Origin of the sequence: Aquibium pacificum (assembly GCF_040839445.1) — a bacterium.
Classification (GTDB): Bacteria; Pseudomonadota; Alphaproteobacteria; order Rhizobiales; family Rhizobiaceae; genus Aquibium; species Aquibium pacificus.
This window is the reverse complement of sequence record NZ_JBDPGJ010000005.1, coordinates 216,765-240,765: the sequence shown is the minus strand read 5'-3', so window position 1 is coordinate 240,765 and position 24,001 is coordinate 216,765. Positions and strand designations below refer to the sequence as shown.

The 24,001-nt window shown below is 67.3% G+C and carries 22 protein-coding genes; 9 read left to right on the top strand and 13 right to left on the bottom strand.

Translation table 11 applies throughout. The annotated features are described in order from the left end of the window. The first annotated feature begins 40 nt into the window (after positions 1–40). From dctP to ABGN05_RS21550, 3 genes are all read left to right on the top strand, one after another. Positions 41–1,051 carry a TRAP transporter substrate-binding protein DctP gene (dctP, locus tag ABGN05_RS21560; protein WP_367956113.1) on the top strand — a complete coding sequence of 337 codons (1,011 nt, stop codon included), beginning with the start codon at positions 41–43 and terminating at the stop codon, positions 1,049–1,051. Between the two features lie 110 nt (positions 1,052–1,161). Further along, the gene (locus ABGN05_RS21555) at positions 1,162–2,475 is read left to right on the top strand and encodes a TRAP transporter large permease (RefSeq protein ID WP_367956112.1); all 1,314 of its coding nucleotides are present in this window, start codon (positions 1,162–1,164) and stop codon (positions 2,473–2,475) included. Between the two features lie 10 nt (positions 2,476–2,485). Then, the gene (locus tag ABGN05_RS21550; RefSeq protein WP_367956111.1) at positions 2,486–2,986 is read left to right on the top strand and encodes a TRAP transporter small permease; all 501 of its coding nucleotides are present in this window, start codon (positions 2,486–2,488) and stop codon (positions 2,984–2,986) included. A gap of 25 nt (positions 2,987–3,011) precedes the next feature. Here ABGN05_RS21550 and ABGN05_RS21545 read toward each other — a convergent pair whose 3' ends face one another. The 5 genes from ABGN05_RS21545 to ABGN05_RS21525 form a co-directional block, all read right to left on the bottom strand. Then, positions 3,012–3,731 carry a GntR family transcriptional regulator gene (locus ABGN05_RS21545; protein ID WP_367956110.1) on the bottom strand — a complete coding sequence of 240 codons (720 nt, stop codon included), beginning with the start codon at positions 3,729–3,731 and terminating at the stop codon, positions 3,012–3,014. Positions 3,732–3,901: 170 nt separating this feature from the next. Then, complete coding sequence (locus ABGN05_RS21540) at positions 3,902–6,526, bottom strand: AAA family ATPase (protein ID WP_367956109.1); 2,625 nt, start codon at positions 6,524–6,526, stop codon at positions 3,902–3,904. Next, positions 6,523–7,650 (bottom strand): metallophosphoesterase family protein, encoded by a 1,128-nt coding sequence (locus ABGN05_RS21535; protein ID WP_367956108.1) that lies wholly within the window; start codon positions 7,648–7,650, stop codon positions 6,523–6,525. Before ABGN05_RS21535 ends, ABGN05_RS21540 begins: the two co-directional genes overlap by 4 nt. Positions 7,651–7,740: 90 nt before the next feature. Then, complete coding sequence (gene arsK / locus ABGN05_RS21530; RefSeq protein WP_367956107.1) at positions 7,741–8,961, bottom strand: arsenite efflux MFS transporter ArsK; 1,221 nt, start codon at positions 8,959–8,961, stop codon at positions 7,741–7,743. A gap of 147 nt (positions 8,962–9,108) precedes the next feature. After that, positions 9,109–9,441 (bottom strand): ArsR/SmtB family transcription factor, encoded by a 333-nt coding sequence (locus ABGN05_RS21525; RefSeq protein WP_367956106.1) that lies wholly within the window; start codon positions 9,439–9,441, stop codon positions 9,109–9,111. 158 nt (positions 9,442–9,599) lie between these two features. On the opposite strand from ABGN05_RS21525, the gene ABGN05_RS21520 reads away from it, so the two are divergent. Further along, positions 9,600–10,004, top strand: a complete 405-nt coding sequence (locus ABGN05_RS21520) for an OsmC family protein (protein ID WP_367956105.1) — start codon at positions 9,600–9,602, stop codon at positions 10,002–10,004. Between the two features lie 6 nt (positions 10,005–10,010). Here the strand turns inward: ABGN05_RS21520 and arsH are convergent, their stop codons facing one another. After that, positions 10,011–10,742, bottom strand: coding sequence for an arsenical resistance protein ArsH (gene arsH, locus ABGN05_RS21515; protein ID WP_367956104.1), 732 nt, complete (start codon positions 10,740–10,742; stop codon positions 10,011–10,013). Between the two features lie 151 nt (positions 10,743–10,893). On the opposite strand from arsH, the gene ABGN05_RS21510 reads away from it, so the two are divergent. Beyond that, complete coding sequence (locus ABGN05_RS21510) at positions 10,894–11,394, top strand: DUF982 domain-containing protein (RefSeq protein ID WP_367956103.1); 501 nt, start codon at positions 10,894–10,896, stop codon at positions 11,392–11,394. A gap of 164 nt (positions 11,395–11,558) precedes the next feature. Here the strand turns inward: ABGN05_RS21510 and ABGN05_RS21505 are convergent, their stop codons facing one another. Next, a complete protein-coding gene (locus ABGN05_RS21505; protein WP_367956102.1) occupies positions 11,559–12,329 on the bottom strand; it encodes an SDR family oxidoreductase in 771 nt (256 codons plus the stop codon). A 223-nt stretch (positions 12,330–12,552) separates the two neighbouring features. On the opposite strand from ABGN05_RS21505, the gene ABGN05_RS21500 reads away from it, so the two are divergent. The 4 genes from ABGN05_RS21500 (at position 12,553) to ABGN05_RS21485 (ending at position 17,601) form a co-directional block, all read left to right on the top strand. Continuing rightward, on the top strand, positions 12,553–13,218 hold the full coding sequence (locus ABGN05_RS21500; protein ID WP_367956101.1) for a phosphoribosyltransferase: 666 nt from the start codon (positions 12,553–12,555) through the stop codon (positions 13,216–13,218). 106 nt (positions 13,219–13,324) lie between these two features. Then, positions 13,325–14,032, top strand: coding sequence for an ABC transporter ATP-binding protein (locus tag ABGN05_RS21495; protein ID WP_367956100.1), 708 nt, complete (start codon positions 13,325–13,327; stop codon positions 14,030–14,032). Between the two features lie 4 nt (positions 14,033–14,036). Continuing rightward, positions 14,037–16,400, top strand: a complete 2,364-nt coding sequence (locus ABGN05_RS21490) for an ABC transporter permease (protein WP_367956099.1) — start codon at positions 14,037–14,039, stop codon at positions 16,398–16,400. A 4-nt stretch (positions 16,401–16,404) separates the two neighbouring features. Next, on the top strand, positions 16,405–17,601 hold the full coding sequence (locus ABGN05_RS21485; RefSeq protein ID WP_367956098.1) for an efflux RND transporter periplasmic adaptor subunit: 1,197 nt from the start codon (positions 16,405–16,407) through the stop codon (positions 17,599–17,601). 1 nt (position 17,602) lies between these two features. Here the strand turns inward: ABGN05_RS21485 and ABGN05_RS21480 are convergent, their stop codons facing one another. From ABGN05_RS21480 to ABGN05_RS21455, 6 genes are read right to left on the bottom strand one after another with little or no spacing between them, the layout of a single operon-like run. Further along, entirely contained in the window at positions 17,603–18,595 is a 993-nt protein-coding gene (locus tag ABGN05_RS21480) for an ornithine cyclodeaminase family protein (RefSeq protein WP_367956097.1), read from the bottom strand. Further along, positions 18,592–19,446, bottom strand: a complete 855-nt coding sequence (locus ABGN05_RS21475; RefSeq protein ID WP_367956096.1) for an alpha/beta fold hydrolase — start codon at positions 19,444–19,446, stop codon at positions 18,592–18,594. The genes ABGN05_RS21480 and ABGN05_RS21475 overlap by 4 nt, the downstream gene beginning before the upstream one ends. Then, positions 19,443–20,897 (bottom strand): M81 family metallopeptidase, encoded by a 1,455-nt coding sequence (locus ABGN05_RS21470; protein ID WP_367956095.1) that lies wholly within the window; start codon positions 20,895–20,897, stop codon positions 19,443–19,445. The genes ABGN05_RS21475 and ABGN05_RS21470 overlap by 4 nt, the downstream gene beginning before the upstream one ends. Further along, a complete protein-coding gene (locus ABGN05_RS21465) occupies positions 20,894–21,421 on the bottom strand; it encodes a TRAP transporter small permease (protein ID WP_367956094.1) in 528 nt (175 codons plus the stop codon). The genes ABGN05_RS21470 and ABGN05_RS21465 overlap by 4 nt, the downstream gene beginning before the upstream one ends. A gap of 4 nt (positions 21,422–21,425) precedes the next feature. Beyond that, complete coding sequence (locus ABGN05_RS21460) at positions 21,426–22,403, bottom strand: TRAP transporter substrate-binding protein (RefSeq protein ID WP_367956093.1); 978 nt, start codon at positions 22,401–22,403, stop codon at positions 21,426–21,428. A gap of 45 nt (positions 22,404–22,448) precedes the next feature. Continuing rightward, complete coding sequence (locus ABGN05_RS21455; protein WP_367956092.1) at positions 22,449–23,738, bottom strand: TRAP transporter large permease; 1,290 nt, start codon at positions 23,736–23,738, stop codon at positions 22,449–22,451. Positions 23,739–24,001 lie beyond the last annotated feature (263 nt).

Below are 24,001 nucleotides of genomic sequence, written 5' to 3'. Positions count from 1 at the left end.
ATGGATCGATGATTTCGCAACTCAGCATCGGGAGGAATACATGCTGACGAAACTGACAATGATACTCGCGGGAACCGTCCTATGGACGGCTGCCGCCCAGGCCCAGGACTATCCGGAGACCAACATCCGGTTCGGGCATTCCGTTTCGCAGACGTCGACCAGTTCGCTGGCCGACGACTGGGCGGCACAGGAAATCGCCAAGCGGTCAAACGACAAGGTGAAGTTCCAGATGTTCTGGGCCGGCGCGGCGGGTTCGCCGGCCGAACTGTTCGACCTGATCTCGACCGGCGCACTCGACGCCGGCGCGCTGACGCCGAGCTGGTATGCCGCCAACCTGCCGTTCTTCGCACCGCTGAGCTCGGCGCCGTTCTCCTATCCGAACTCGGCCGCGGCGGTTCAGATCGGCAACGCCCTGCTCGCCGACATTCCGGCGCTGAAGGAAGAGGCGGACAAGAACAAGCTCCACGTCATGCGGTTCGCACAGTTCAACGAATACCACATGCTGTGCACGCAACCCCTGCGCACCATCGAGGATTTCAAGGGCCGCAAGATCCGCAGCCAGGGTGACTACTTCCCCATCGTGCTCAACACGCTGGGCGCCACCCCCGTGACCGTGCTTCCGGGCGAGTTCTACGAGTCCATGCAGCGCGGCACGATCGACTGCATCATCCTGCCGTACGACTTCCTGGTCTCGAACCGGCTCTACGAGGTCGCCAAGTACGCCTCCGAGATCACGTTCGGACCCATCGTTGCGCATATGAGCGTCATGAACCTCGACAAGTGGAACAGCCTCGATCCGTCGGTGCAGAAGCTCATCACTGACGTGCAGAAGGAAGCGGAGGCATACGACGAGAAGATGACCGCCGCCGCCAACGACAAGTCGCTCGCCACGCTCAAGGAAAACGGAGTGGAGGTGCTTCCATTCCCCGAGCAGGAAAAGCTCGAAGGGATGCTGCCCGACATGCTCGACGTCTGGTCCAAGATGATGACCGACAAGGGCATGGGCGACCAGGCTGCCGCCGTGGTGGCGAAGTGGAAAGAGCTTCGTTGAGGATGCCCGCCAAGGCGCGCGGCTCCGTCCGGGCGCCCTGACACCCAGCTTGCTGCCGGGCAGTGCCCCTCGCGCTGCCCGGGATTGTTTCGAACATCCGGGAAACGTCGATGTCAGATCCGCTGTCCATCGCCGCGGGATTCACGTTCGTGATGCTCGTGCTGATGATCCTCGGCGTTCCGGTCGCGATCGCGCTCGCGACGGCCGGAATTGCCGGGCTCTACCTGATCGGCGGCGAGATGCTCGCGCTCGGACAGCTCTACAGTGTCTCCTACAGCATTACCGCCAACTACGCGTTCGCGGTCCTTCCCACGTTCCTCTTCATGGGCAACCTGGCCATGGCGAGCGGCATGGCGACGGAACTCTATACCGCGGCGGACAGGTGGCTCGGCCATCTGCGCGGTGGCCTCTACCTCGCCACGATCAGCGGCGCCACCGGCTTCGCCGCCATCTCCGGATCGCCGCTGGTGAACGCGACCGTGTTCACCCGGCTGTCGCTGCCCGAAATGCTGAGGCTCGGCTACTCGCGTTCGCTTTCGGGCGCCTGCATCGCCTCGGCGGGAACCCTCGCCGCCCTCATCCCGCCGAGCATCGGCATGGTGGTCTACGGTATCCTGACCGAGCAATCGATCGGCAAGCTGATGATCGCGGGCATCGTGCCGGGCATCATCACGGCCCTCGGATACTGCATCATGGTGTGGGCCATGGTGCGGTTCAATCCAAAGCTCGCGCCGGCGGACCGCCCGAAGGCGTCGCGCGCCGAGCGCTGGGGGGCGCTCGGCAACACCTGGTCGATCCTGCTCCTCTTCCTGTTCATCATGACCGGCATCTACGGCGGCTACTTCTCGCCATCGGCCGCGGGTGCCGCCGGCGCCTTCGGCGCGCTGGTGATCATCGCGGCGCGCCGCCGCCTCACCATGAGCATGCTCGGCATGACGCTCATGCGCTCGGCCGAGACCACGGCGATGCTCTTCATCATCGTAATCGGCGGCATGATCTATTCGCGCATGCTGGTGCTCAGCGGCTTCGTAACCGGCGTCGTCGGCTTTACCGAGGCGCTGCAGCTGTCGCCCACGATGCTCCTCATCATCCTGGGCATGATCTACGTCGTGCTGGGCTGCTTCATGGAAGGCCTATCGCTGCAGCTCGTGACCATCCCCTTCGTCTATCCGATCATCGTGGCGGCAGGCATCGACCCGATCTTCTTCGGCATCCTGGTCATCATCATCATCGAAATCGGCGCGATCACGCCGCCGGTGGGCCTAAACCTCTTTGCCACCGTCGGCGCGTCCGAAGGCATGTTGAGAATCGAGGACATCGTGCGCGGCATCCTGCCGTTCGTGCTGCTGAACGTCGCGATCCTGATCACCTTCATCCTGTTCCCGGACATCGTGATGTGGATCCCCAACAATATGCGGTACTAGGGAGGCGGCGGTGCTGAGGAAGCTCTATATCGGCATCAACAGGGTGACGCTCTTCATCGGCGGGCTCGCCATCCTGGCGATCACGCTGCTCGGCGGGGCCGACATCATCGTCACCCTCATTTTCCAGCGGCCCATCGCCGGCGTGTTCGAGGCGACCCAGACCCTGATGGTGGTCGCCGTCTTCCTCGGGCTCGGCATGGTTCACCTCAACCGCTCCTACATCAGCGTCGACATCGCCTACGATGCCATGCCGAGTTTCGGGCAGCGGCTGAGCGACACGCTGACGCTTCTGCTCATGCTGTGCTTCTTCGGCGCGCTGGCCTGGCGCGGCTGGGGAAACGCCCTGCAGTCCTGGCGCGTCGGCGAATACACGTCGGGCATCGTGCAGTTCCCGATCTATCCGGCGAAGTTCGCGCTGGCGGCGGGATGCACGCTCGCGGCGATCAGCTGCGTCGTGGACCTTGTCGCCGGGGCTCGATTCCGCAAGCCGGCCGTCCTGCGCGAGGAGTAGCCCTCGCCCGCCCGATCACGGCGCCTCAGCGAAGCTTGAAGTCGAGCCGGACCACGTCGCCGCGATAGGTGGCGACGCCGACGAAGACGAGCGTCCCGCTGGCATCGATGGCCGAGCGGTGGACCACCGCGACCGGCGCATTGAAGGGAAGATGGAGGAGTTCGGCGATCTCCGCGTCGGCCGTCCCGATGGTCAGCGTCTGGCGCGCGTCCGTCACCTCCACGCCTGCGACGTCGGCGATGAGGCGCATCGACGTCTTCGTGCGCAGCGCCTCCTCCGTTATTCGCTGCTCGAGCCGCTTGTCGATATAGACCTCGCCGATCATGAAGGGCGAATCATTGCGCCAATGGCGGCGCCGGAAGTGCAGGTAGGAGGGCGCGCGTTCGCCAATCTGGTGCACGAGGCCCTGCACGTCTGTCGAAACGCCGCGCGCCAGCACCTCGATCGTGGCGCCTTCGCGCGCGTTGAGCAGCCCCGCCCAGTTCGTCTCGACCTGGCACCAGAGCGCTTCCTGCGGCCGGAAGGTCACGAAGGTGCCCTTGGCCCGGTGCCGCTCGATGAGGCCGTCGCTTTCCAGGATGGATAGGGCCTGGCGAATGGTCGCGCGCGCCACGTCGAATTCCGCCGCAAGCATGTCGACGGTCGGAATCTGCTGACCCAACTGCCACGTGCCGATCTCGATCTTGCGCCGGAACAGGGTCGCGAGCTGGACGTAGCGCGATATGTTGCTCTTGTTGAGGCTCACCTATGCTCGAGTCCCTGAATTTGTCGCTGTAAATCTCTGCTAGCACGGCGGGGCGGATCAGGTGAACCGAAAGACTAGTCTTTGAGTTCATTGATCGAAGGCAAGGGAAGCCGCCGTTGCCACCGGACGACCGGGCATCCGGCCCGGATCGCGGCGCGGCGGGATGCTGCTCATCCCGGATGCCAGTCGGTCACCTGGAGCACATGGCCGCCGAGCTTCTGGAAAGCGCGCTGGCGACAGGAGAAGACGATGATCTGCTGGTCGCGCGCTTGGCGGTGCAGCGCATCGAACATCTTCTCGATGCGGTCGTCGTCGGAATAGACCAGCGCGTCGTCGAGGATCACCGGCGCCGGTCTGCCGTCCTTCGCCAGGAGCCGGGCGAAGGCGAGCCGCGTCAGCACCGACAGCTGCTCGCGCATGCCGCCGCTCAGTCGCTCCACCTCCTCTTCCTGGCCGTTGCGCAGGATCTTGTGGGGAAGCAGCGTCTTTTCGTCGAAGGTGATCGAGACGTCGTCGAACAGGAGCCCGAGCAACGGGCGAAGCTCGGTCATCACCGGTTTCAAATAGGCATCGCGCGCACGGCTGCGCGCGGTCTCCAGAGCCGCACGCAGCTTCTGGAGGACGGCGACTTCCTTTTCGTAGGCCGCGACGCGGGATTTCGCAGTGGCGAGCGCCTCCACCGTCTCGCGCCAAGTTTCCTCAACGGCGTCGTCGGAGCGGGCGCGGATCTCGGCGTTGAGGCCGGCGATCTGCTCGCGCAGCGAACCGGCTTCCTTGTCGGCTGCCTCGGCCACCGAGCGAACGCGCATCAAAGTTGCCTCCGCCGAGGCGAGGTCGACGGCACCGTCCCGCAGCCTTGCCGCGACTGCCGCCTGCTCCGCCAGCCTTGCGTCGAACTCCGAAAGCCTCTCGGCGAACTGCCTCTCCTGTTCCGACCGCGTCTCCTCCGGCCCGAGGACCGTCTCGGCCTGCGTACGCTCGGCCTCGAGCGCGGCGAGCGCGGTCTTGGCAGCCACGACGGCATCGCTGGCGCGCGACTGCATGGGCTCCGCCTCGCGAAGCGCCTGCCGCGCCGCCAGACGCCGCGCCTCCGCGGCCTCGTGCGCGGCGCGCACCTGTTCCGGATCCTCCTTCAGCTCCAGCGCGTCGCCGGCAACCGCCCTGCGCGCGGCGACGTCTTCGCGCAGCTTCGCCAGCCCGTCGGGCGCAAGCGCCAACAGGCGCGCCTTAAGTTCGCGCAGGTCGCCGTCCCGGCGCTGCACGTCCACCTGCCGCCTGCGCGCGGCGGCGAGATCCTCGACGCCCATGGAAGCGAGCAAAGCGCGTCGCCGATCCTCGGCCTTGCGCAAGCCGTCGCCGCTGCCGGCCTGCCGGCCCGCCCGCAACGTCGCGATGCCGATGCCGGGGATCGAAAGCCGGGCCTGCCCGTCGTAGCCGGACGCCTCGCCGTCCGTCAGCGCCCTGCCGTCCAGGGTGACGGCCGGCGCATCCGGCTCATACTCCATCGTCACCGACGGCCGGCCTGCCTCGGCGACGGCGCGGAGCTTCGCGATCTCGATATCGAGATCTTCGAGTTCCGCGACGGTCTTTTCGGGAAGCCTCAGCGGAGCGAGGGCCGCCTCGCCTTCCTCGATGGTGCTGCGGGTGGCATCCGCCGCCGCCAGCCGCTGCTCCAGTTCGGCCACACGCTCCGCCGCTTCGCGCGACCGCATGGCAGCGTCGAGCCGGCCGAGCAGGGCACGCGCCTCCCGTTCGCCGGCTTCCGCAGCCTCGCTTTCGGCACGGGCCTTCGCGATCGCGGCTGCGGCCTCGTCGCGCCGGGTCAGAGCTTCCGCACGCTTGCGACCGGCATCGGCGAGCAGGACGCGCAGCGCCTCAGCCTTCTGGAGCGCCGCCCGGAACGTCGCGAGTTGCTTGCCGGCGGCATCGCGCCGCTCGCGTGCCAGCGTCAGGTCCGTTTCCGCGGCCCGCAGGTTCGCGGCCTTCGACCTGGCCGCCTCGAGGGCGGCCTGCGCCGTCTCGACCGCCTGCCTCCGCTCCTGTCGGTCCTCGGGGCGATCGAGTTCCGCCAACCGCTTCATCGCAACGGCCCGCGTGTCGAGCGCGTGACGCAAAGCCGTCACCTCACTCTCGAGCCGGCGCTCTTCGGCCTCCAGGCGGGCGCGCTCCTCGACGGCGGCGGCATAGCGCTCGCCGGCTTTCGGGCGGCCGGTCGGGGTGACAAGCCGGCCGAGTTCCTCCTCCGCCGTCGCCATGATCTCGGCCATGCGGCGTCCGCCAGTCACCGCCTCGACCTCGCCCTGGACGGATTCGAGCAGGCTGGCGCGCACCTGCTTCTCGGTGTCCTCCTCGGATTTTGAGCGCCTCTCGATGCCCGTCACACCCTGGCGGACCCAGAGCAGGCCCGCCGGCCCTGCCGTACCGCCCCTGACGAGGCCTTCGATGAAGTTTTCCGCTTCGTCGGCCTGCGCGACCAGCCGCCCCGTGGCAAGGTCGGTCACCTGGGCCGAGCGGCCGCCATAGAACTGCTTGGCGACGCGGTACCGTCCCGCCTCGGTCTCGATGTCGGCCTCGACACGCGGATTGCCGCCGGAGTAGGGGCGCAGGTTTCGAATGTCGCCGGCCGTGCTCGAATGCGGCTGGAAGAACAGCGCGTGCAGCGCCTCGAAGCTGGTCGACTTGCCGAACTCATTGGCGGCGCAGAGCACATTGACGCCGTCGCCGATGTTTTCGACCGCCACTCCGCGACCGGCGAAGCGCTTGACGTTGAACAGGCGGAAGGCGGAGATCTTCACGGGTTCATCGCCTGCGCGTAGGCATAAAGCCGGGCGAGAGCCGCACCGGCGACCGCGCGCTCTTCCGCCGAACGCGCCGTATCCGCCGATTCGGCAAGCAGAGCGTCGGCCGCCTCGCGAAGCGCGCCCGCGCGGTCGATCCGGTCGAGATCTCCCGCCTCGCATTCGGTCGCCAACCCCTGGTCGTCGAAATCGAGATAGGCGAAGTCGGGCCGCGCGTTGCCGATCGCTTCGGAGAGCGCCGTGCGGTCCGCCAGTCGCGCGCGGCCTGTCGCGGCGATCCGCAGGAGCGACTGGCGCCGCTGCCGCGCCTCCGGCAGGAGCGCCTCCAGGCCTGCGACGGCGTCGTCACCGTTGAGCAGTTCGAGGGTCAGCGTGTGCCAGGCGAAGCGGCCAGTCGGAAGCGCCGTCACCTCGGGCAGCGCGTCCGGTCCCTCTAGCGACACCAAAAGCGCCTCGCCGGGACGGCCATGCTTGAAGCGATCCTGTTCGGGCGTGCCGCTGTAGCGGGTGCGCGGATCCATCTCCACGCCGCCATGCCAGTCGCCGAGCGCGAGGTAGGACAGGCCGGCGCGGCGGGCACGATCGGGCGCGATCACCTCGAGCCCATCGCCCTCCTCCGAAAAGCTCCGCACCGCGCCGTGCGCGAGCCCGATTCGCAACGTCCCGTCCGCGGACGGCGCACCGTCCATCCATTCGGTCAGGTCGCGGCCGGCCCGCCGGGTCGTGCAGGGCGCGGGAAAGAGCAGCACGCCGAGGGCAAGTTCCATCGCATGCGGCTCGACCGCGAGCGAGACGTTTTGCGGCGCCTCGGCCCGCAGCGTCGTCCAGAGTTGCGTCGCCTGCAGCGAATCATGGTTGCCCGGCAGGATCACGAAGCGGATGTCGGTATGATGGCCCATCTCCGCCAGTGCCTGGCGCCGCACCTGAGGCGCGGGCGTCTCGGTGTCGAACGTGTCGCCAGCCAGGAGCACCGTTGCGGCGCCATGCGCCCGCGCATGTTCGGCCAGCCTGCCGATCGCCGCGTGGCGCGCCTCGCGCAGCGCGCCGGGCAGGTCGCCTGAAAACCGTCCGAAGCGCTTGCCGAGATGGAGGTCGCTGGAATGGACGAATCTGAACGTCATCCGGCGTTTCCTTCCACCGTCCGGCGCTGATGTAAAGCAGGAGTTGCACCGGCGGCGGCGGCCGCCCTCGCCTGCCCCTCGCCATGCTCCTCAGGCGGGTTCGGGAGCAGGTCCGGCAATCGCGGCCAGCGCGCCGAACACGGCCATCCCGACCGCGGCGGTGGCGGCAAGCACGAGCAGCGCGCCGGGGATCGTGAGGCCCGCCATCATCAGCGCGAAGACGAAGGGCGCGAAGGCGGAGGTGAACTGGCGGGCCGCGCTCATCCATCCGACGTGGCTGCCGTAGGCCGCGCGGCCGAACACCTCCAGCGGCAGCGTGCCTCCGACGATCGAGGTCAGGCCCGATCCCAGGCCGAAGAGCACGACGAAGGCGGCGAGGCCCGCGACTATCGGCGACGACGCGAGCAGCGTCGCCAGCGCGGCGGCCACCAGGCTCGCGGCGATGAGCGCCAACACCGACTGGCGCAGCCTGCCGCCGAACAGCATGTTGACCAGCCTGCTCGCCACCTGCGACGGACCGAACAGCGTCGAGGCGGCGACACCCGCCGTGCCCATGCCGAGCGCGGTCAGGAGCGGAACCATATGGAGCAGCACCGCCGACAGGATGAAGCCTTCCACCGCGAATCCGGCCATCATCATCAGGAAGACGAGCCGGAAACGAGACGGGTCGACCGCCGCCCGGTCGGGTGCTTCAATCGCGGCGACCGCCGTGTCTTTCGCCGGCAGCCTTCGTCGCGCGGCAAGCCTTGCGAGCCAGGCGTGGATCGGCAGGCAGAGGACGAGGTTGGCGGCCGCGAAGACAAGATAGACCTGGCGCCAGTCGAGATGGCTGTGAAGGAAGGTGGTCAGCGGCCAGAACAGGGTCGAGGCGAAACCGGCGATCAGCGTGAGATGGGTGATCGAGCGCTGGGCGCCTACTGGGCCGATCTGGACGATTGCGACGAAGGCGGTGGCGTAGAGCACGAAACACGAGGCGAGTTCCATCGCCACCAGCGCGGCGACAAAGCCGGAGCGCCCGGGCGCCAGCGCGCAGGCGGCGAGCGCCGTTGCCGCGGCCGCGGAACCGAGGGTCATCACACGGCCCGCGCCGTGGCGGTCGGCGAGGCGCCCGGCCTTGGGCGCCAGAAGGCTACCGAGGAAGAGCGCGGCCGACAGCGCGCCAAACACCCACTGCGGCGGCAGCCCGAACTCGGCCGCCATGTCGGGGGCCAGAATGGCGAAGCTGTAGTAGAGCGTCCCGTAGCCGACGATCTGGGTGACGCCCAGCGCCCAGATCGCCGAGGCCGGCGCCCTCGTCTCAGGCCCGTGCATCGACGTGCATTCGGGCGGCACGGACGCGGCCCGGCCCGCCGCGGCATTCGGCGACCACGGAGCGCGGCTGTTCGCAACGTTCAGGTGCCGCCTGTATGTTCGGCACTTCCCGAAAGGACGAAGCACCAGGCCAAAGAAACGATAGCCTCACGCTTGTTCCCGCTTCCGTCCGCGCAACCCTTGCGGGGGGCAGCTTCCATCCGCACAGCACTCGTCGGCCAGATAGCCGAGCAGCATCTGCATGGCGGGATATTCGGCGCGACAGATGAGCGTCGTCGCCTGCCTCTCCTGGCTCACCAGTCCCGTCTCGATCAGCCGCTTGCAGTGGTGCGACAGGGTGGATGCGGGGATGCCGAGCTTTTCCTGGACGCTGCCGACCGGCAATCCCTCGTCGCCCGCACGCACGAGGATGCGGTATATATTCAGACGCGTCGGGTTGCCGAGCGCTTCGAGTTGCAATGCTGCCTGTTCGAGCTTCATGCGAGAAGCGTAGCCATGGTGGAGGCGCCAGTCAATCGAATTTCGATGAATGTCGAAATTCGATTGACTGATGGGGACGCTTTCACGCGCATTGATCTCGGTCAGCGCGCGCTGGCCTTGAAGACGGTACCTGAGGTCAATCAGTCGAGGCCGAATGGATGCTGGAATACAGGGTCGAAGCGAGACGTATCGATGCGCACGGAAGCGTGGCGCATTGCAAGGATGCCGAGGTGCGGCTCGACACGGACGTGAACGGCAGTCGCGATGCCTTCAATCCGGCCGAGATGCTGCTGGCGGCGCTGGCGGCGTGCATGATCAAGGGGATCGAGCGCGCGGCGCCGATGCTGAAATTCGGCCTGCGGGGTGTCGAGGTGCGGCTGCACGGCGTGCGTCAGGATGCCCCGCCGAGAATGTCGGACATCGACTATGAGATCGTCGTCGATACCGACGAGGACGACCGTCGCATCGAACTCCTGCACACCAATGTCCGGAAGTACGGCACGATCTTCAACACCGTTTCCGCGGCAGCCAAGCTGTCCGGCCGAATGGTCCGCAAGGGTTGAATTGCGTCAGATCGACCGCTGGTTCACCCGTTTGGACACTTCCTCCGCGCTCTCCACGCGCTCCGAGTAGCGGTCCGTCAGATAGCCGGTGCGGTCGCGCAGCAGGAGCGTGAACTTCATCAGTTCCTCCATCACGTCGACGATCCGGTCGTAGTAGGGCGACGGCTTCATCCGGCCCTCGGCGTCGAACTCGTTGAAGGCCTTCGCCACGGAAGACTGGTTTGGGATGGTGAACATGCGCATCCAGCGCCCCAGGACGCGAAGCTGGTTGACCGCGTTGAAGCTCTGCGAGCCGCCGCAGACCTGCATCACCGCGAGCGTCCGTCCCTGTGTCGGGCGCACGCCGCCGAGTGACAGGGGCAGCCAGTCGATCTGCGCCTTCATGATGCCTGTCATCGAGCCGTGGCGCTCCGGCGAGCACCAGACCTGGCCCTCCGACCAAGTCGACAGGTCGCGCAGTTCCCTGACCTTCGGATGATCCGCCGGGACCGAGTCCGGAAGCGGCAGGCCCGCGGGATTGAAGATGCGCACCTCGGCGCCGAGCCGGCGCAGGATGCGCGCCGCTTCCTCGGTCGCCAGCCTCGAATAAGAGCGTTCGCGCAGCGAGCCGTAGAGCATGAGGATGCGCGGCGGGTGCGATGCGCGCGGGGCATCGAACAGGGCTGCCAGATCGATGGGAGGGAACTGGTCGCCGACGAGGTTGGGTAGCGAGTCGAGGTTCGTCGTTTCGTCGGTCATGGGCCTCCTCGAAAGCGCGTCTCAATTCTTCGATAAAGCTAGAAATATGGATGGAGCGTGCGGAGGTCAACCCGCCTCCGGCGGCAATCGCCCCGCCCTTCCCGGAACATTCCACCCGCTCGGCCGTTCGACCTCGCTCTGGAGGTGCGTGATGGAGACTGGTTGGTTCGCAGTACCGGTGACGGTGGCCGCGCAGCAGCCGGACGCCGTGCAGAGCGTGACGAACGCACGCGACGCGGCCGAATTCCGGCTGCACCGCTGGCCGCGCGAATGGGGCCGGCAGCACCATGCGGCGCGTTCGGCGTGCCTCGCCGTCCTCAAGGGGACGCGGGAACCGTCGCTCGCCCGCGCAGCCTTCGCCGCCGCCGCGCGCGAGGCCGACATCCTGAAGGAGGATCCGGAAATGGCCGAGAACCAGGATTTGCCGTTCGAGGACATCGTCACGGTGTCCGATCCCGTCGGCCGGATCGAGATCGGTTCGGCGCGCCAGGCCCGCGACTACCTGCAGAACGCGGAGTGGCCGAGCGGCGGCACCCAGGAGGATGCTCTGAACACCGCCCAGGCGGCGCTGGACGGCCTGCTCTCGGCCTCCGACGCGCGCGACCGTTTCATCCAGGCGGCTCGGCAGGCCGGCGTGCTGATCATCGAGTGACGCGGGACGCCGGCCGGGCCGAGCGACGTGGAAAAGTTTCGGAACGTCCTACCGCGACGCTCGTTCGCAGGACGACGGCGCCCCACCCCTCACTTCTACCGCCACCGACCGCGACCTTCGCCGGCCCTGTCACCGGGCCGGCGCTTTCTCTGCGGCGAAGGCCGCTATTGGGCGACGAACCCGCCGTCGATCGGAATATTGGTGCCTGTGACGAAGCTTGCGCGATCGGAACAGAGCCAGACGATCAGTTCCGCGATCTCTTCCGGCTTGCCGATGCGGCCGATCGGGTGCAGCGGATCCATCATCTGCGCGCTCGACTGCGCGCCGCCGGTGGACTGTTCGGCGAGCGAATCCAGCATGCGGGTATCCACCCCACCGGGGCAGATCGAGTTCACCCGGATCCCCTGCTTGCCGTATTCCAGAGCGGCGTTCTTGGTCATGCCGTTCACCGCATGCTTGGAGGCGACGTAGGGCGACAGGCCGGGGAAGCCGATCAGGCCCGCGACCGACGCCAGATTGACGATGGCGCCGCCGCCGGTCTTCAGCATCTGCGTCAATTCCGCCTTCATGCACAGGAAGGTGCCGCGCGCATTTACCGCCATGATGCGGTCGTAGTTGTCGATCGGCTGCTCGACGATCAGCGCGATCCTGCCTTCGATGCCGGCATTGTTGCAGGCGCAGTCGAGGCGCCCGAACGTTTCGACGGTCCTGGCGATCAATGCTTCGACTTCCCCCGCGTCGGAGACGTCGGCCTTTACGAAGACTGCCTCTCCGCCTTTTTCGCGAATCATCGCGGCGGTCTCCTCGCCGCCTGCGATGGTCACGTCGGAGACGACGACCTTCGCTCCTTCCTCCGCGAATTTCAGCGCCACGGCGCGGCCGATGCCGGCCGCCGCGCCGGTCACGAGTGCGATCTTGCCTGATACGATTGCCATGGGAGCTCTCCGGAACGGGTGGCTTTCTGGTGTCGGGGGATGTTTACCGCGTCGGGCGTCGTTGCTCCTTGACGGAGGTCAATCCGTGCTGAGACAGTCCCGGCTTGACGCGGGTCAACGACGGAACCGGATGAAGCTGTCAGACGTCTCAACGACAAGGGGCGACGATAGCCCCGAAGGGACGGACGCAACGGGAGGACCGCATCCGCGGCACGATGAAATAATGTTCAGCGATCGGGCAGAAGCAGGAAAGGCCCTCGGCTCCGAACTGGCGAAGATGGACCTGCACGACGCGATCGTGCTCGCCCTGCCGCGCGGCGGCGTTCCCGTCGCCGCGGCGATTGCCGATCTCCTGAATGCCCCGCTCGATCTCGTCATCGTCCGGAAAGTGGGTGCGCCGGGAAATCCCGAACTCGCGGTGGCGGCGATCGTCGACGGAAACCCGCCCGACGTGGTGCTGAACCGCGAGATCATCGAGGCCTACGGTCTCGCCGAAGAGGAAATCGACGCCCTCGTCAAGGACGAACGTCCCGAGTTGGAGCGCCGCCGCAACGCGTACCGGGGCAAGCGCAAGGTGCTTTCGGTCCGGGACAAGACGGTCATCGTCGTCGACGACGGCGCGGCGACGGGAACGACCATGAAGGTGGCGCTCCGCGCGCTGAGGCGCCGCCAGCCGCGCAGCATCGTCGTGGCGCTACCGGTCGCGCCGCCGGACACCTGCATCGAGCTCGAAAGCGAAGCGGACGCGGTCGTCTGCCTCAGTCAGCCCCCGAGCTTCCGGGCGCTGAGCCAGCACTATCGCGATTTCCGGCAGCTTTCCGACGCGGAGGTCACCCAGGCGCTGCACGACGCCGCGCGGCGCAGGAAGCTCGGCGCCGGCCCAAACTGATCGCGATCCTCGCCGCGGCGACACCATTTGCGCTTTTGATGCGCATCAAGGCGTTATCGTGCATGCTGCCTATGAAGATCACCGGTCCCCCCGAGGCAGCAACAAAATGGATGCGCCGATCTTCCGAGCACGCGGCCTGACCAAGGTCTATCGCACCGGCGAGGTGGAGGTCTTTGCCCTGCGCGGTGTCGACCTCGACCTCGCGGAAGGCGAGATGGCCGTCATGCTCGGCCCGTCCGGGAGCGGCAAGTCGACCCTGCTCAACATCATGGGCGGGCTCGACACGGCAACGTCCGGCACGCTGCATTTCCGCGACGAGGAGCTGACCGACTTCTCCGAGCGGCAGCTCACCCGCTACCGGCGCGACCATGTCGGGTTCGTCTTCCAGTTCTACAATTTGATCCCGAGCCTCACGGCCTGGGAAAATGTCGCGCTCGTCACCGAGATCGCCGCCAATCCCATGACGCCGGACGAGGCGCTGGAGATGGTCGGCCTGAAGGACCGCATGGCGCATTTCCCGGCGCAGCTTTCGGGCGGCGAGCAGCAGCGGGTCGCGATCGCCCGCGCCATCGCCAAGCGGCCGGAGGTGATGCTCTGCGACGAGCCCACCGGGGCGCTGGACTCCAAGACCGGCATCCTCGTGCTGGAGGCGCTGTCGCGCATCAACGAGGAGCTGAACACCACCATGGCGATCATCACCCACAATGCCGGCATCCGGCAGATCGCTCACCGCGTCTTCTCTTTCAGGGACGGGCGCATCGCGGAAGCCTCCGTCAACGAGGAGCGGGTCAAACCCGCCGAGGTGACCTGGTAGGCCGATGTCCGTTCTCGACAGAAAACTCCTGCGCGATATCGGGCGCATCTGGGCCCAGGTGATGGCGATCTCGCTGGTGATGGCCTGCGGCGTCATGACCATCGTCATCGCCATCGGCGCCTATCGCTCGCTCGACGAGACGCGGGCGGCCTTCTACGAGCGCTACCGTTTTGCCACCGTCTTTTCCGGGCTGACCCGGGCACCGCTCCAGCTGCGGCCGCAGATCGCTGCGATCCCCGGCGTCAGCGGCGCCGAACTGCGCGTGGCCAGGGCGGTGCTTCTCGACATGCCGGGCATGGCAGAACCCGCCACCGGGCTCGCGATCTCGCTTCCCGATCGTGGCGAGCCGGCAGTGAACCGGGTCTACCTGCGCGGCGGCCGCCTGCCCGAGCCCGGCCGCACTGGCGAAGTCGCGGTGACGGAACCCTTCGCGCTCGCCCACCGCATGGAGCCGGGCTCCACCTTCGACGCCATCATGAACGGGCGCAAGCGTACGCTCGCCGTCACGGGCATCGTTCTCTCGCCCGAATACATCTACGCCATCGGCCCCGGCGACATGGTACCCGACCAACGCCGCTTCGGCGTCTTCTTCATGCCGCGCAAGGCGCTCGCCGGCATCTTCGACATGGAGGGCGCCTTCAACGACGTCGCGCTGCGCACCCATCGCGGCGCCAACCTGCCCGACGTCATCGATGCGCTCGACGAGATCCTGAAACCTTATGGCGGCACCGGCGCGCACGACCGCGACGACCAGACGTCGCACGCCTTCCTCGACAACGAACTCATCCAGCTGCGCGCCATGGCGATGATCATCCCGCCGGTCTTCCTGTTCGTCTCGGCCTTCCTGGTGAACATGATCCTGACGCGGCTGATCGCGCTGGAGCGCGAGCAGGTGGGGCTGATGAAGGCGGTCGGCTACTCCTCCCTGGCGGTCGCCTGGCACTATGCCAAGCTGACGCTGCTGATTTCGGTCATCGGCATCGCCGTCGGCTCGCTCGCGGGCAACTGGCTCGGACGCGGGATGACACGGCTCTACGCCGAGTTCTTCTCGTTCCCCTTCCTGATCTTCCGCCAGAGCCTCGATCTCTACGTGATCGCCGCCGCGATCAGCGCTGCCGCAGCACTTGCCGGCGCGGCGCGGGCGATCTGGAGCGTGGTCTCGCTGCCGCCGGCCGTCGCCATGCGCCCGCCGGCTCCCACGCAGTACCGAACCCTGCTTGCCGGCGGCGCGCGGCTCGCCACAGTCTTCTCGCAACTGACGATCATGGCGCTCCGGCACCTCGTCCGATGGCCGGTACGCACGCTGCTCACCACCTTCGGCACGTCGCTGGCGGTCGCGCTGCTGGTGACGGCGCTGTTTTCCTTCGATTCCATAGAGTTCATGATCGATACCGTCTTCTTCCGCACCGAACGGCAGGACGCGACGCTGAGCTTCGGCACGGAGCGCTCGCCGCGCGCACTGCAGGCGGTGGCGCAGTTGCCGGGCGTCCTGCGGGCGGAAGGCTATCGCGCCGCGCCGGTCATCCTGCGCAAGGGCCATCGCGAGCGGCGCCTCGCGATCTCAGGCGTCACGCCCGGTTCGGATCTCGGGCGGGTGCTCGACGAGGACCTCGTCCCGGTCCAGCCGCCGCCGACCGGCCTCATGGTCTCCGAGCGCATCGCGACGCTGCTCCGCCTCGAGATCGGCGACCTCGTCGAGGTCGAACTCCTGGAGCGCGCCCATCGCCTGGAGAAGGTCCCCGTCACCAGCATCGTCCAGAGTTACGTCGGGCTCGCGGTCTACATGGATGCCGATGCGCTCGACCGGCTGGTCGGCGACGGGCCGCGCCTGTCGGCGGTGCGGGTCTCGATCGACCGGTCTCGCCTGGACGACCTTTACGAGACGATCAAGCGCACCCCGGCGGTCGCGTCCATCGCGCTGCAGGGCGTTTCGCGGCAGCGCTTCCGCGAGACCATCGAGGAGAACATCACGATCATGACGACCCTCTACACGGTGCTGGCCGTGATCATCACCTTCGGCGTCGTCTACAATTCCGCGCGTATCCAGCTTTCGGAGCGGGCGCGGGAACTAGCCAGCCTGAGAGTCCTCGGCTTCACGCGCGGCGAGGTGTCGAGCGTGCTCCTGATCGAACTCGGCGCCGTCGTGGCGCTGGCCCAGCCGCTCGGCTGGGCGCTCGGCTACGGCTTCTCCTTCGCGGTGGTGCGCGGTTTCGAGAGCGACCTGTTCCGCATCCCCTTCGTGGTCAGCCGCTACACGTTCGCGATCGCCAGCCTCGTGGTCGTCGGCGTCGCGATCCTTTCCGCGCTCATCGTGCGCCGCCGGGTCGACCGCCTCGACCTCGTGCGCGTGCTCAAGACAAGGGAATAGCGAGATGAAGTCCGTCTGGATCAAACGCCTCGGCCTCGCCTTGCTCGCACTGGCGATCGCGGCCGGCTTCGTCTGGGCGCTGCGCGAACAGCCAGCACTCGTCGACGTCGCGGAAGTCGTCGAGGCGCCGATGCGCGTCGAGATACGCGAGGAAGGCAAGACGCAGGTGCGCGAGGTCTATACGGTTTCGGCGCCCATTGCCGGGAGGCTGTCGCGCACCGTCCTTGACGAAGGCGACCCGGTCGTCGGCGGGGTGACAGTGGTGGCGGCGATCCGCCCGCTCGATCCGCCGCTTATCGACCGGCGAACCGAGGCCGAACTGCTCGCCGCCCGCGACGCCGCGCGGTCGGGCGTCGGCATCGCCGAAAGCGAGTTGCAGCGGGTGCGGACGGCTCTCAGGCTCGCTGAAGATGAGCTTGCCCGGGCACTGAAACTGTTCGGGCCCGGCATCATCTCCGAAAGTGCGTTGCAGAAGTCCCAGAACGCCGTCGACCTCCAGAAGGCGGCGGTCGAATCGGCCGAGGCCACCGTCGCCTTCCGCCGCGCCGAACTGGCGAGCGCGGAGGCGCGCCTGCTCCTGCCGGATGCGCCCGGTCCACAGGAGGACAGCTGTTGCGTCAGCCTGCTCGCGCCGGTCGACGGTTCGGTCCTCGCCGTGCACGCCCGGAGCGAACAGGCAATCCCCGCCGGTGCCCTGATCGCCGAGATCGGCGACACGAGCGATCTCGAGGTGGTCGTTGACCTGCTCTCCTCGGACGCCGTACGGATCGGCCCCGGCACGAAGGCGGCGATCAGCGACTGGGGCGGCGACCGCGCCTTGCAGGCGACCGTGCGGCGCGTCGATCCGGCCGCCTTCACCAAGGTCTCCGCGCTCGGCATCGAGGAGCAGCGGGTCAACGCCGTGCTCGACCTCGACGAGAGCGACGCGCGCCTCGGCCATGGCTACCGCGTCTTCGCCGAAATGACGGTCTGGGACTGCGAGGCCTGTGTGCAGGTGCCGATCTCGGCCCTGTTCCGCAGCGGCGACGCGTGGAACCTCTTCGTGGTCGATGGCGACCGGCTGCGCCAGATGCCGGTCGAGATCGGCCAGATGAACGACCGGACGGCGCAGGTCATCTCCGGCGTCGATCCGGGCGCCACGGTCGTGGTGCACCCCGCCGACACGCTCGCCGACGGATCGCTCGTCGAGCGGCGGGAGTGAATTACAACGGCGCGTCGACGCCCCGGCCTTCCGAACTTGCGCGGGTCAGGCAATGCATGGCGCAGGCGAGATCCTGCGCGGCGATGCCGAGCGAACGGTAGAGCGTGATCTCCTCCGCGCCGGAGCGTCCCGGCCTGGAACCGCCCAGCACCTCGCCGATCTCGGCGCGCACGTGGTCCTTGCCTATCCTGCCGCTTTCAATGGCGCCGATCACCTCCCCGGCCTGCGCGAAGGTGGAGGGGCGGTAGTCGACGAAGAGGGCGGCGCGGGCTACCATCTCCTCGTCGATCTCGCGCTTGGAAGGAATGGATGCGCCGACCACGTTGAGATGCGTCCCAGGCGCGATCCAGTCGCCAGACAGCACCGGCTTGGCAGACGACGTGACCGTGCAAACGAGATCGGCCCCGTCGACGGCCTGCCGGACGTCGTCCAGCACATCGATCGTCAGCGCCGGATGCCTTTCCCGGGCATGCACCGCAAATCTCTCCGCCTTTTCCCGGCGGCGGCCCACGATGCGAACCTCCCGCACGGGCCTGACTGCCACCATCGCCTCTAGGTGATGCTCGGCCTGTTCACCGGCACCAATGATGGCGAGCACGCCGGCCTCCTCGCGCGCCAGCGCGCGCGTCGCCACGGCGCTCGCGGCCGCAGTGCGGATCGCCGTCAGCAGCCCCGCATTCATCATCGCGATCGCCGAACCGTGCTTCGATTCGAACAGCACGATCGCGCCCTGATGCGAGGAGTAGCCAGCGTCCGGATTGCCGGGAAACAGGCTGACCAGCTTGATGCCGTAGCATGGCGCCGTCGCCTCCGAGCCAGGCATGAAGGCACCGGGCATGATGCCCATCATGTTCGGCTTGCCGACATCCATGATCGAGCGGAGCGGCAGGTTGGCGTTGCCAGCCGAGACCTCCTTCATAGCGCCCTCCACCACTTCGATGGCCTCGCGCATCGGCAATAGCGCCGCGATGTCGGCGTCGGAGAGGACGATCATCGTGCGCGCACCGGGCCTTCGCCCCAGTCCTCGCCGGTCAGGGGAAGTCCCAGTTGCTCCTCCAGCAGCGCGGTGTAGAGCACCGGACGGACGACATAGGGGAAATGGCCGCCACTCTCGAAACGATAGGCCACGCCGGGCCGCAGCCGCGCCCGCACGGCCTCGCGCATCGGCAGCGGGATCAGCGGATCGTCGGCGCCCTCGATCGTGGCGATGCGTTCCTTCGGCAGTGTTACCGGCGGCAGTTCAGGGCCGCGCTTCAGGGCATTGAGCCGGTTGCGCAATTCCGGTTCGGGAATGCGACCACCGACCTCCATCAGGAGCAGCTCCACCAGGTCCGACTGGTCCGGATGGATCTGCGCCCACGCCTTCAAGCCGTTGCCGAAGCCGGCCCGCAGTTCGTCGATCGGGCCGTTGTCCAGGTCGGAACTATAGGGCGCCTTCGTCGCGATCTCCGCGACCGAATGAAGCGTGTTTGCCGCGATCAGCCGCTCGACGCACTCTGGATGCGTCGCGGCGAAATGCTGGACAAGATAGCCGCCGAGAGACGACCCCAGCACGGTCACCTTGCCTAGCCCGAGCCTTTCGCACAGCGTCGCGAGGTCGTCCGACCATTTCTCGACGCCGCCGGAGACCGGATAGGACAGCGAGACGACCCGGGCGCGGTCCTTCAGCGCCTCGATCTGCTGCCAGAAAATGTCGCAACGCCCGAGCGTGCCTGGGATGAGGAGCAGGACCGGTCCGCCGGCCCCGACGTCCAGAATACCCCAGTCGCGGCCGTTCAAGTCGATCCGCTGTTCCGGATACTCGGCCGCAAAACGGTCGCGGTCGGCGATCAGTCGGTTCCTCATGCGAAGGGGTCCTCGGTCTTCGGCCAGTAGTTCGGGGCGCGCTTGGTGAAGGGAATGTTGCCGTAGTCGGGTGTGATCGAACCCGGTGTTGCCACGTGAATGACCTCCGACGCGATCGGCGCGAATCCGGCATGGAAGTGGTTTGAGGATTTCACGCAGACGATCTTCTTCGCCGAAAGATCGATGCCGATGCCGGTAAAGGCTTCGGGGTGGAAGGTCTGGGTGCGGTTGTCGTTGACGAGGATATCGACGCCGTTTGCCTCCAGCCAGACCAGGTTGCCGAGCGGCGCCGGCAGCGATCCGAAGCGCTGCGTCAGACCGTTGGCAAGCCCGCGCACGGTCACTTCGAGGTCGAGCGGCCTGCCCGACATCGGCCCGCACTTGCCGCCGAGCCTCAGCTTCAGCGTGGCGCCCACGCCCGCCTCGCGGCAGATGCGCACCGCGACGGGGTCCCAGTAGATGCCGGTTGCGACATTGGTGATGCCGCGATCGAGGATCGCCTCCAGCAGGAAGGTCGCGTCGGACGGCGCACCACCGCCGGCATTGTCGGAGACGTCGGCCAGTACCACTGGGCCGGAGGCCGCCGCGACCGCCCGGTCGAGCGCGCCCTGAATATCCGGATACGGCCGCATGATCTCATGGCGCAGGGAAAACAGGTGCCTGCCGATCTCCTCGGCCAGAGCCGCCGCTCTGTCGGGATCGCCGTCGGTGATCGCCAGCATGCGGGCACCGACGCGAGGATGGTCGCCCCAGGGAAAGCCGGCGGCGAGCGAGAGCGACAGGATGCCCTCCTCCTTCTCGCGCTCCAGGAGCATGTCCACGAAGCCGCGCATTGGGGCATAGGGCGTATGCATGGCGCAGATCATGCGGCAGTCGAACTCGCGCATGACCGGCTTTGTCCTCCCCTCGGCGGCGTCGGCAGCGAGGGTGAACAGGTCTTCCGCGCGCTCCGGAATGTCGACGTGTGGATATTCCCTGTAGGCGACAAGCAGTGTCGCGTTGCCGAGCATCTCTTCCGTCAGGTGGCAATGCGGATCGAGCAGTCCGCCGATCACCGTCTTCGGCCCGGCAATGTCGCGGCAGTGCCGGATCAGATCGCCCTCGCAGTCGTCGTAGCCGTCGGCGATCATGGCGCCGTGAAGGGAGAGCAGGATCACGTCGACGGGCCCGGCGTCCCGAAGGTCTGCCAGGATTTCGTCGCGGAATTCCTCATACACCTCCCGCACCGTCGGCCCGGCCGGCTGGGCATGCGCGGTCAGGCTCTCGACCACCTCCCAGCCCGCCGCTTCGGCGCGCTTGCGCCAGATGTGCAGCGGCGCCGACCAGTATTCGACCGGGCCCTTGGTCGCGTCGCCATGGGCGACGACGCCTTCCTCGAAGCTCAGCCGCCCGGTCGGCAGGGGCGAGAAGGAGTTGGTCTCGGTGGAGATGCTGGCGATGAAGATCTTCATGCGGGTATCGGTTCCGGCGGCTGCGTGAAATGGCGAGCGAGCTGCGCAAGCAGGTGGATGAATATGAGCGTGAAGGCGACGGGGATCGCCGCGGTGAACCAGGCCATGGAGATGCCCATCATCTCCGCCTTGCGTTCCAGCGTCCGCCCGATGAAACCCCGCGCCAGGCTGAAGTTCGGTCCGAGCAGGGAGTAATAGAGCACCGGCAGGACGAACACCGCCGCGCCGGCCGACCTCAGCAGGGCGAGCGCGGCGCCGCGCGATCCGCGGATGGAGACCATGTGCGGAAAGAGGTTCGGGTCCGAACGCTCGTGGAAGGCGACCGAGGCGCCGAGCATGCCGGCCCAGACCATCGCCCGGCGGGCGAGTTCCTCGGTCCAGACCGGCGGAGCGTCGAAGACGTAGCGGGCGACGACCTGATATCCGGCGGAAAAGGCCATGACGGCCACCGCCAGGACCGCGCCCCAGAGCGCGATCCGGTTGAGGCCGGCCGAGAGCCGGATCAGGACGGCCGCCGCCCGCAAGGCCTTATTCGCCCTTCGCCGTCTTCCAGGCGGCGAGTTGATCCGGCGTCACCAGGCCGCTCTGGTAGACCGGCTGCGAAGCCCCGCGGAAGGCGGCGCGCGCATCGTCGCCGAGTTCGGAGATCTGCACGCCCGCTTCCTTCAGCTTGCCATAGACGGATTCCTGCGAGGCGAGCCAGTCGCGGTTGGCCTTGTTGGCGGTTTCGGCCGCCGCGTCCACCTTGGCGCGGTCCTCGTCCGAGAGTCCCTGATACCAGTCCTCCGAGACGATGGTGATGCGCAGCGACGGTGTGATCTCGGCGTCGGTGAAGAACTTGATGAAGTCGGTGTGGCCGAAGAGCAGCGGGACGATCGGCGGATTCAGATAGCCCTCGGCGACGCCGGTCTGCAAGGCGTTCGGCACCTCGGCCCAGCTGACGATCGTGCCCGACGCGCCCCATGCCTCGAAGAGGTCGATCTGGCTCTCGTCCAGCGCGCGCATGCGCAGGCCCTGCATGTCGGCGACCTTCTCGACCGGCTTCTTGGTGTTGAAGATGCCCGAGCCCTGGCCGACGGTGTTGACGGCCAGCACGCGCACGCCGTGCGAGGTCGTGCCCGCGTTGATCTTCTCCAACATGCCGCCCTCGTAGAGCGCCTTGTCGACCTCGGCCATGCTCTCGAAGAAGTAGGGCAGGCGCAGGCCGTAGATCGTGTTGTCGAGCGAACCGACGATGCCGAGCGGCGACATGGAGACCTCGAGCAGGCCCTGGCTGACCTGGTCGAAGAGTTCGTCGTCGCCGCCGAGAGCGCCGCGCTGGTATTCCTCGGCCTCGATGCCGGCCTTCTTCAATTCCTCCACGAAGGTGTGAGCCCAGACGTAGCTGCCCGAGCCTTGCAGGTCGGGAGGGCTGTCGAGCGCCACCTTGACCTGGGCCGACGCCGCCCCGGTGAACGCGAGTGCCGTGGCGAACGCCGCAGCATAGGCATATTTCGAGATGTTCATGGTCCTAACCTCCTGTTGGTTTCGCTTTGTCGTTCTTGCAGGCACTTACCCCCCGCCGATGAAGCCGAAGGCACGCGGCAGCGCGAGGCTGATCTCGGGGAAGGCAACGAGCAGCCCGAGCACGACTATCTCGACGATGACGAACGGCACGATGGCGCGGGCAAGCTCCCAGTAGTCGATCCGGGCGACCGCCGAGACGACCAGCAGGCAGCCGCCGAGCGGTGGCGAGATCAGGCCGATGCAGAGATTGAAGCTCAAGACGATGCCGAGGTGGACGGGATCGGCGCCCTGGGCGAGGGCCACCGGCGCAAGGAGCGGCACCAGCAGCGCCAGCGCCACGGGCACGTCGAGCACCATACCGGCGAGCAGAAATACGACGTTGAGCACGATCAGGTACTGGATCGGCCCGAGGCCGAGATCGGCGACCAGCGCCGCGATCGCCTCTGGCAGGCGTTCCAACGCGCCGAGATGGCCGAGCGCGGCGATCGCCGTGATCAACATGAAGATGGAGCCGGAAAGCACGGCGGTCCGGCGCAACCCGTCCAGGATGTCCTTCCCGCTCAATCCGTCGTAGAGCGCGCCCACACCGAGGGCGGCGAAGACGGCAACCGCCGCCGCCTCGGTCGGGGTGGCCAGCCCGAAGACGATGCCGCCAACGATGATGAGCGGCAGGAGGAGCGCGGGCGCGGTCTGCCAGAAGGTGGCGATCAGCGGCGGCGCCTCCTCGCGGGTCAGCCGGGGGTGGTTATCCCGCCAGGCATAGAAGGCGTTGACGAGGAAGAGCGCGCCGGCGAGCAGCAGTCCCGGCACGATGCCGGCGAGGAAGAGCGCCGTCACCGACGTGCTCATCAGCGCGCCGTAGAAGATCAGGATGATCGAGGGCGGGATGATCGGCCCGATGATGGAGGACGCGGCGGTGATCGCACTGGCGTAGCTGTTGGTATAGCCCTGCTCACGCATGGAAGGCACCAGCGTGTTGGACAGCGCGGCGGCGTCGGCGACCGCCGAGCCGGAGATCCCGGCGAAAAAGACGCTGGTCATGATGTTGACGTGGCCGAGGCCGCCGGGCAGTCGTCCGACGATCGCCATCGACAGGCGGATCAGCGCCCGCGTCACGCCTCCCCTGTTCATGATCTCGCCCGACAGGATAAACAGCGGCATCGCCATCAGCGCGAAGACGTCGATGCGGGAAAAAATCTGCTGCGGCAGGACCGCCAGATAGCGCCCGTTGCCGCTGGCGAGATAGGCGACAACTGACGCCGCTCCGACGACGTAGGCCAGCGCCAGCCCGGAGACCAGCAGCGCGATGCCCGCGGCCGGCGCAAGCCAGATCACGGACGCGCTCCGCGGATGCGGCAAAGGACGCTCTTCCTCCGCGGCGAACGGCGGAAGAGATCCCTGCCGATCTCCGCGCGACTGTCTGACTCTACACGCGGCACCTTCACCCCTCGAAAGCCTGTCCCACGGAACGTAACAGAGGCTGGACGGTAGCCAAGCAAAATTTTCCAATCGGAAAATCAGCGAGTTGTGCTGGACGCCGCCGCTCCCTTTTTCGTCCCCGTGCATTCGGATCGCAATGCAAACTGAAGGTTGCCGGC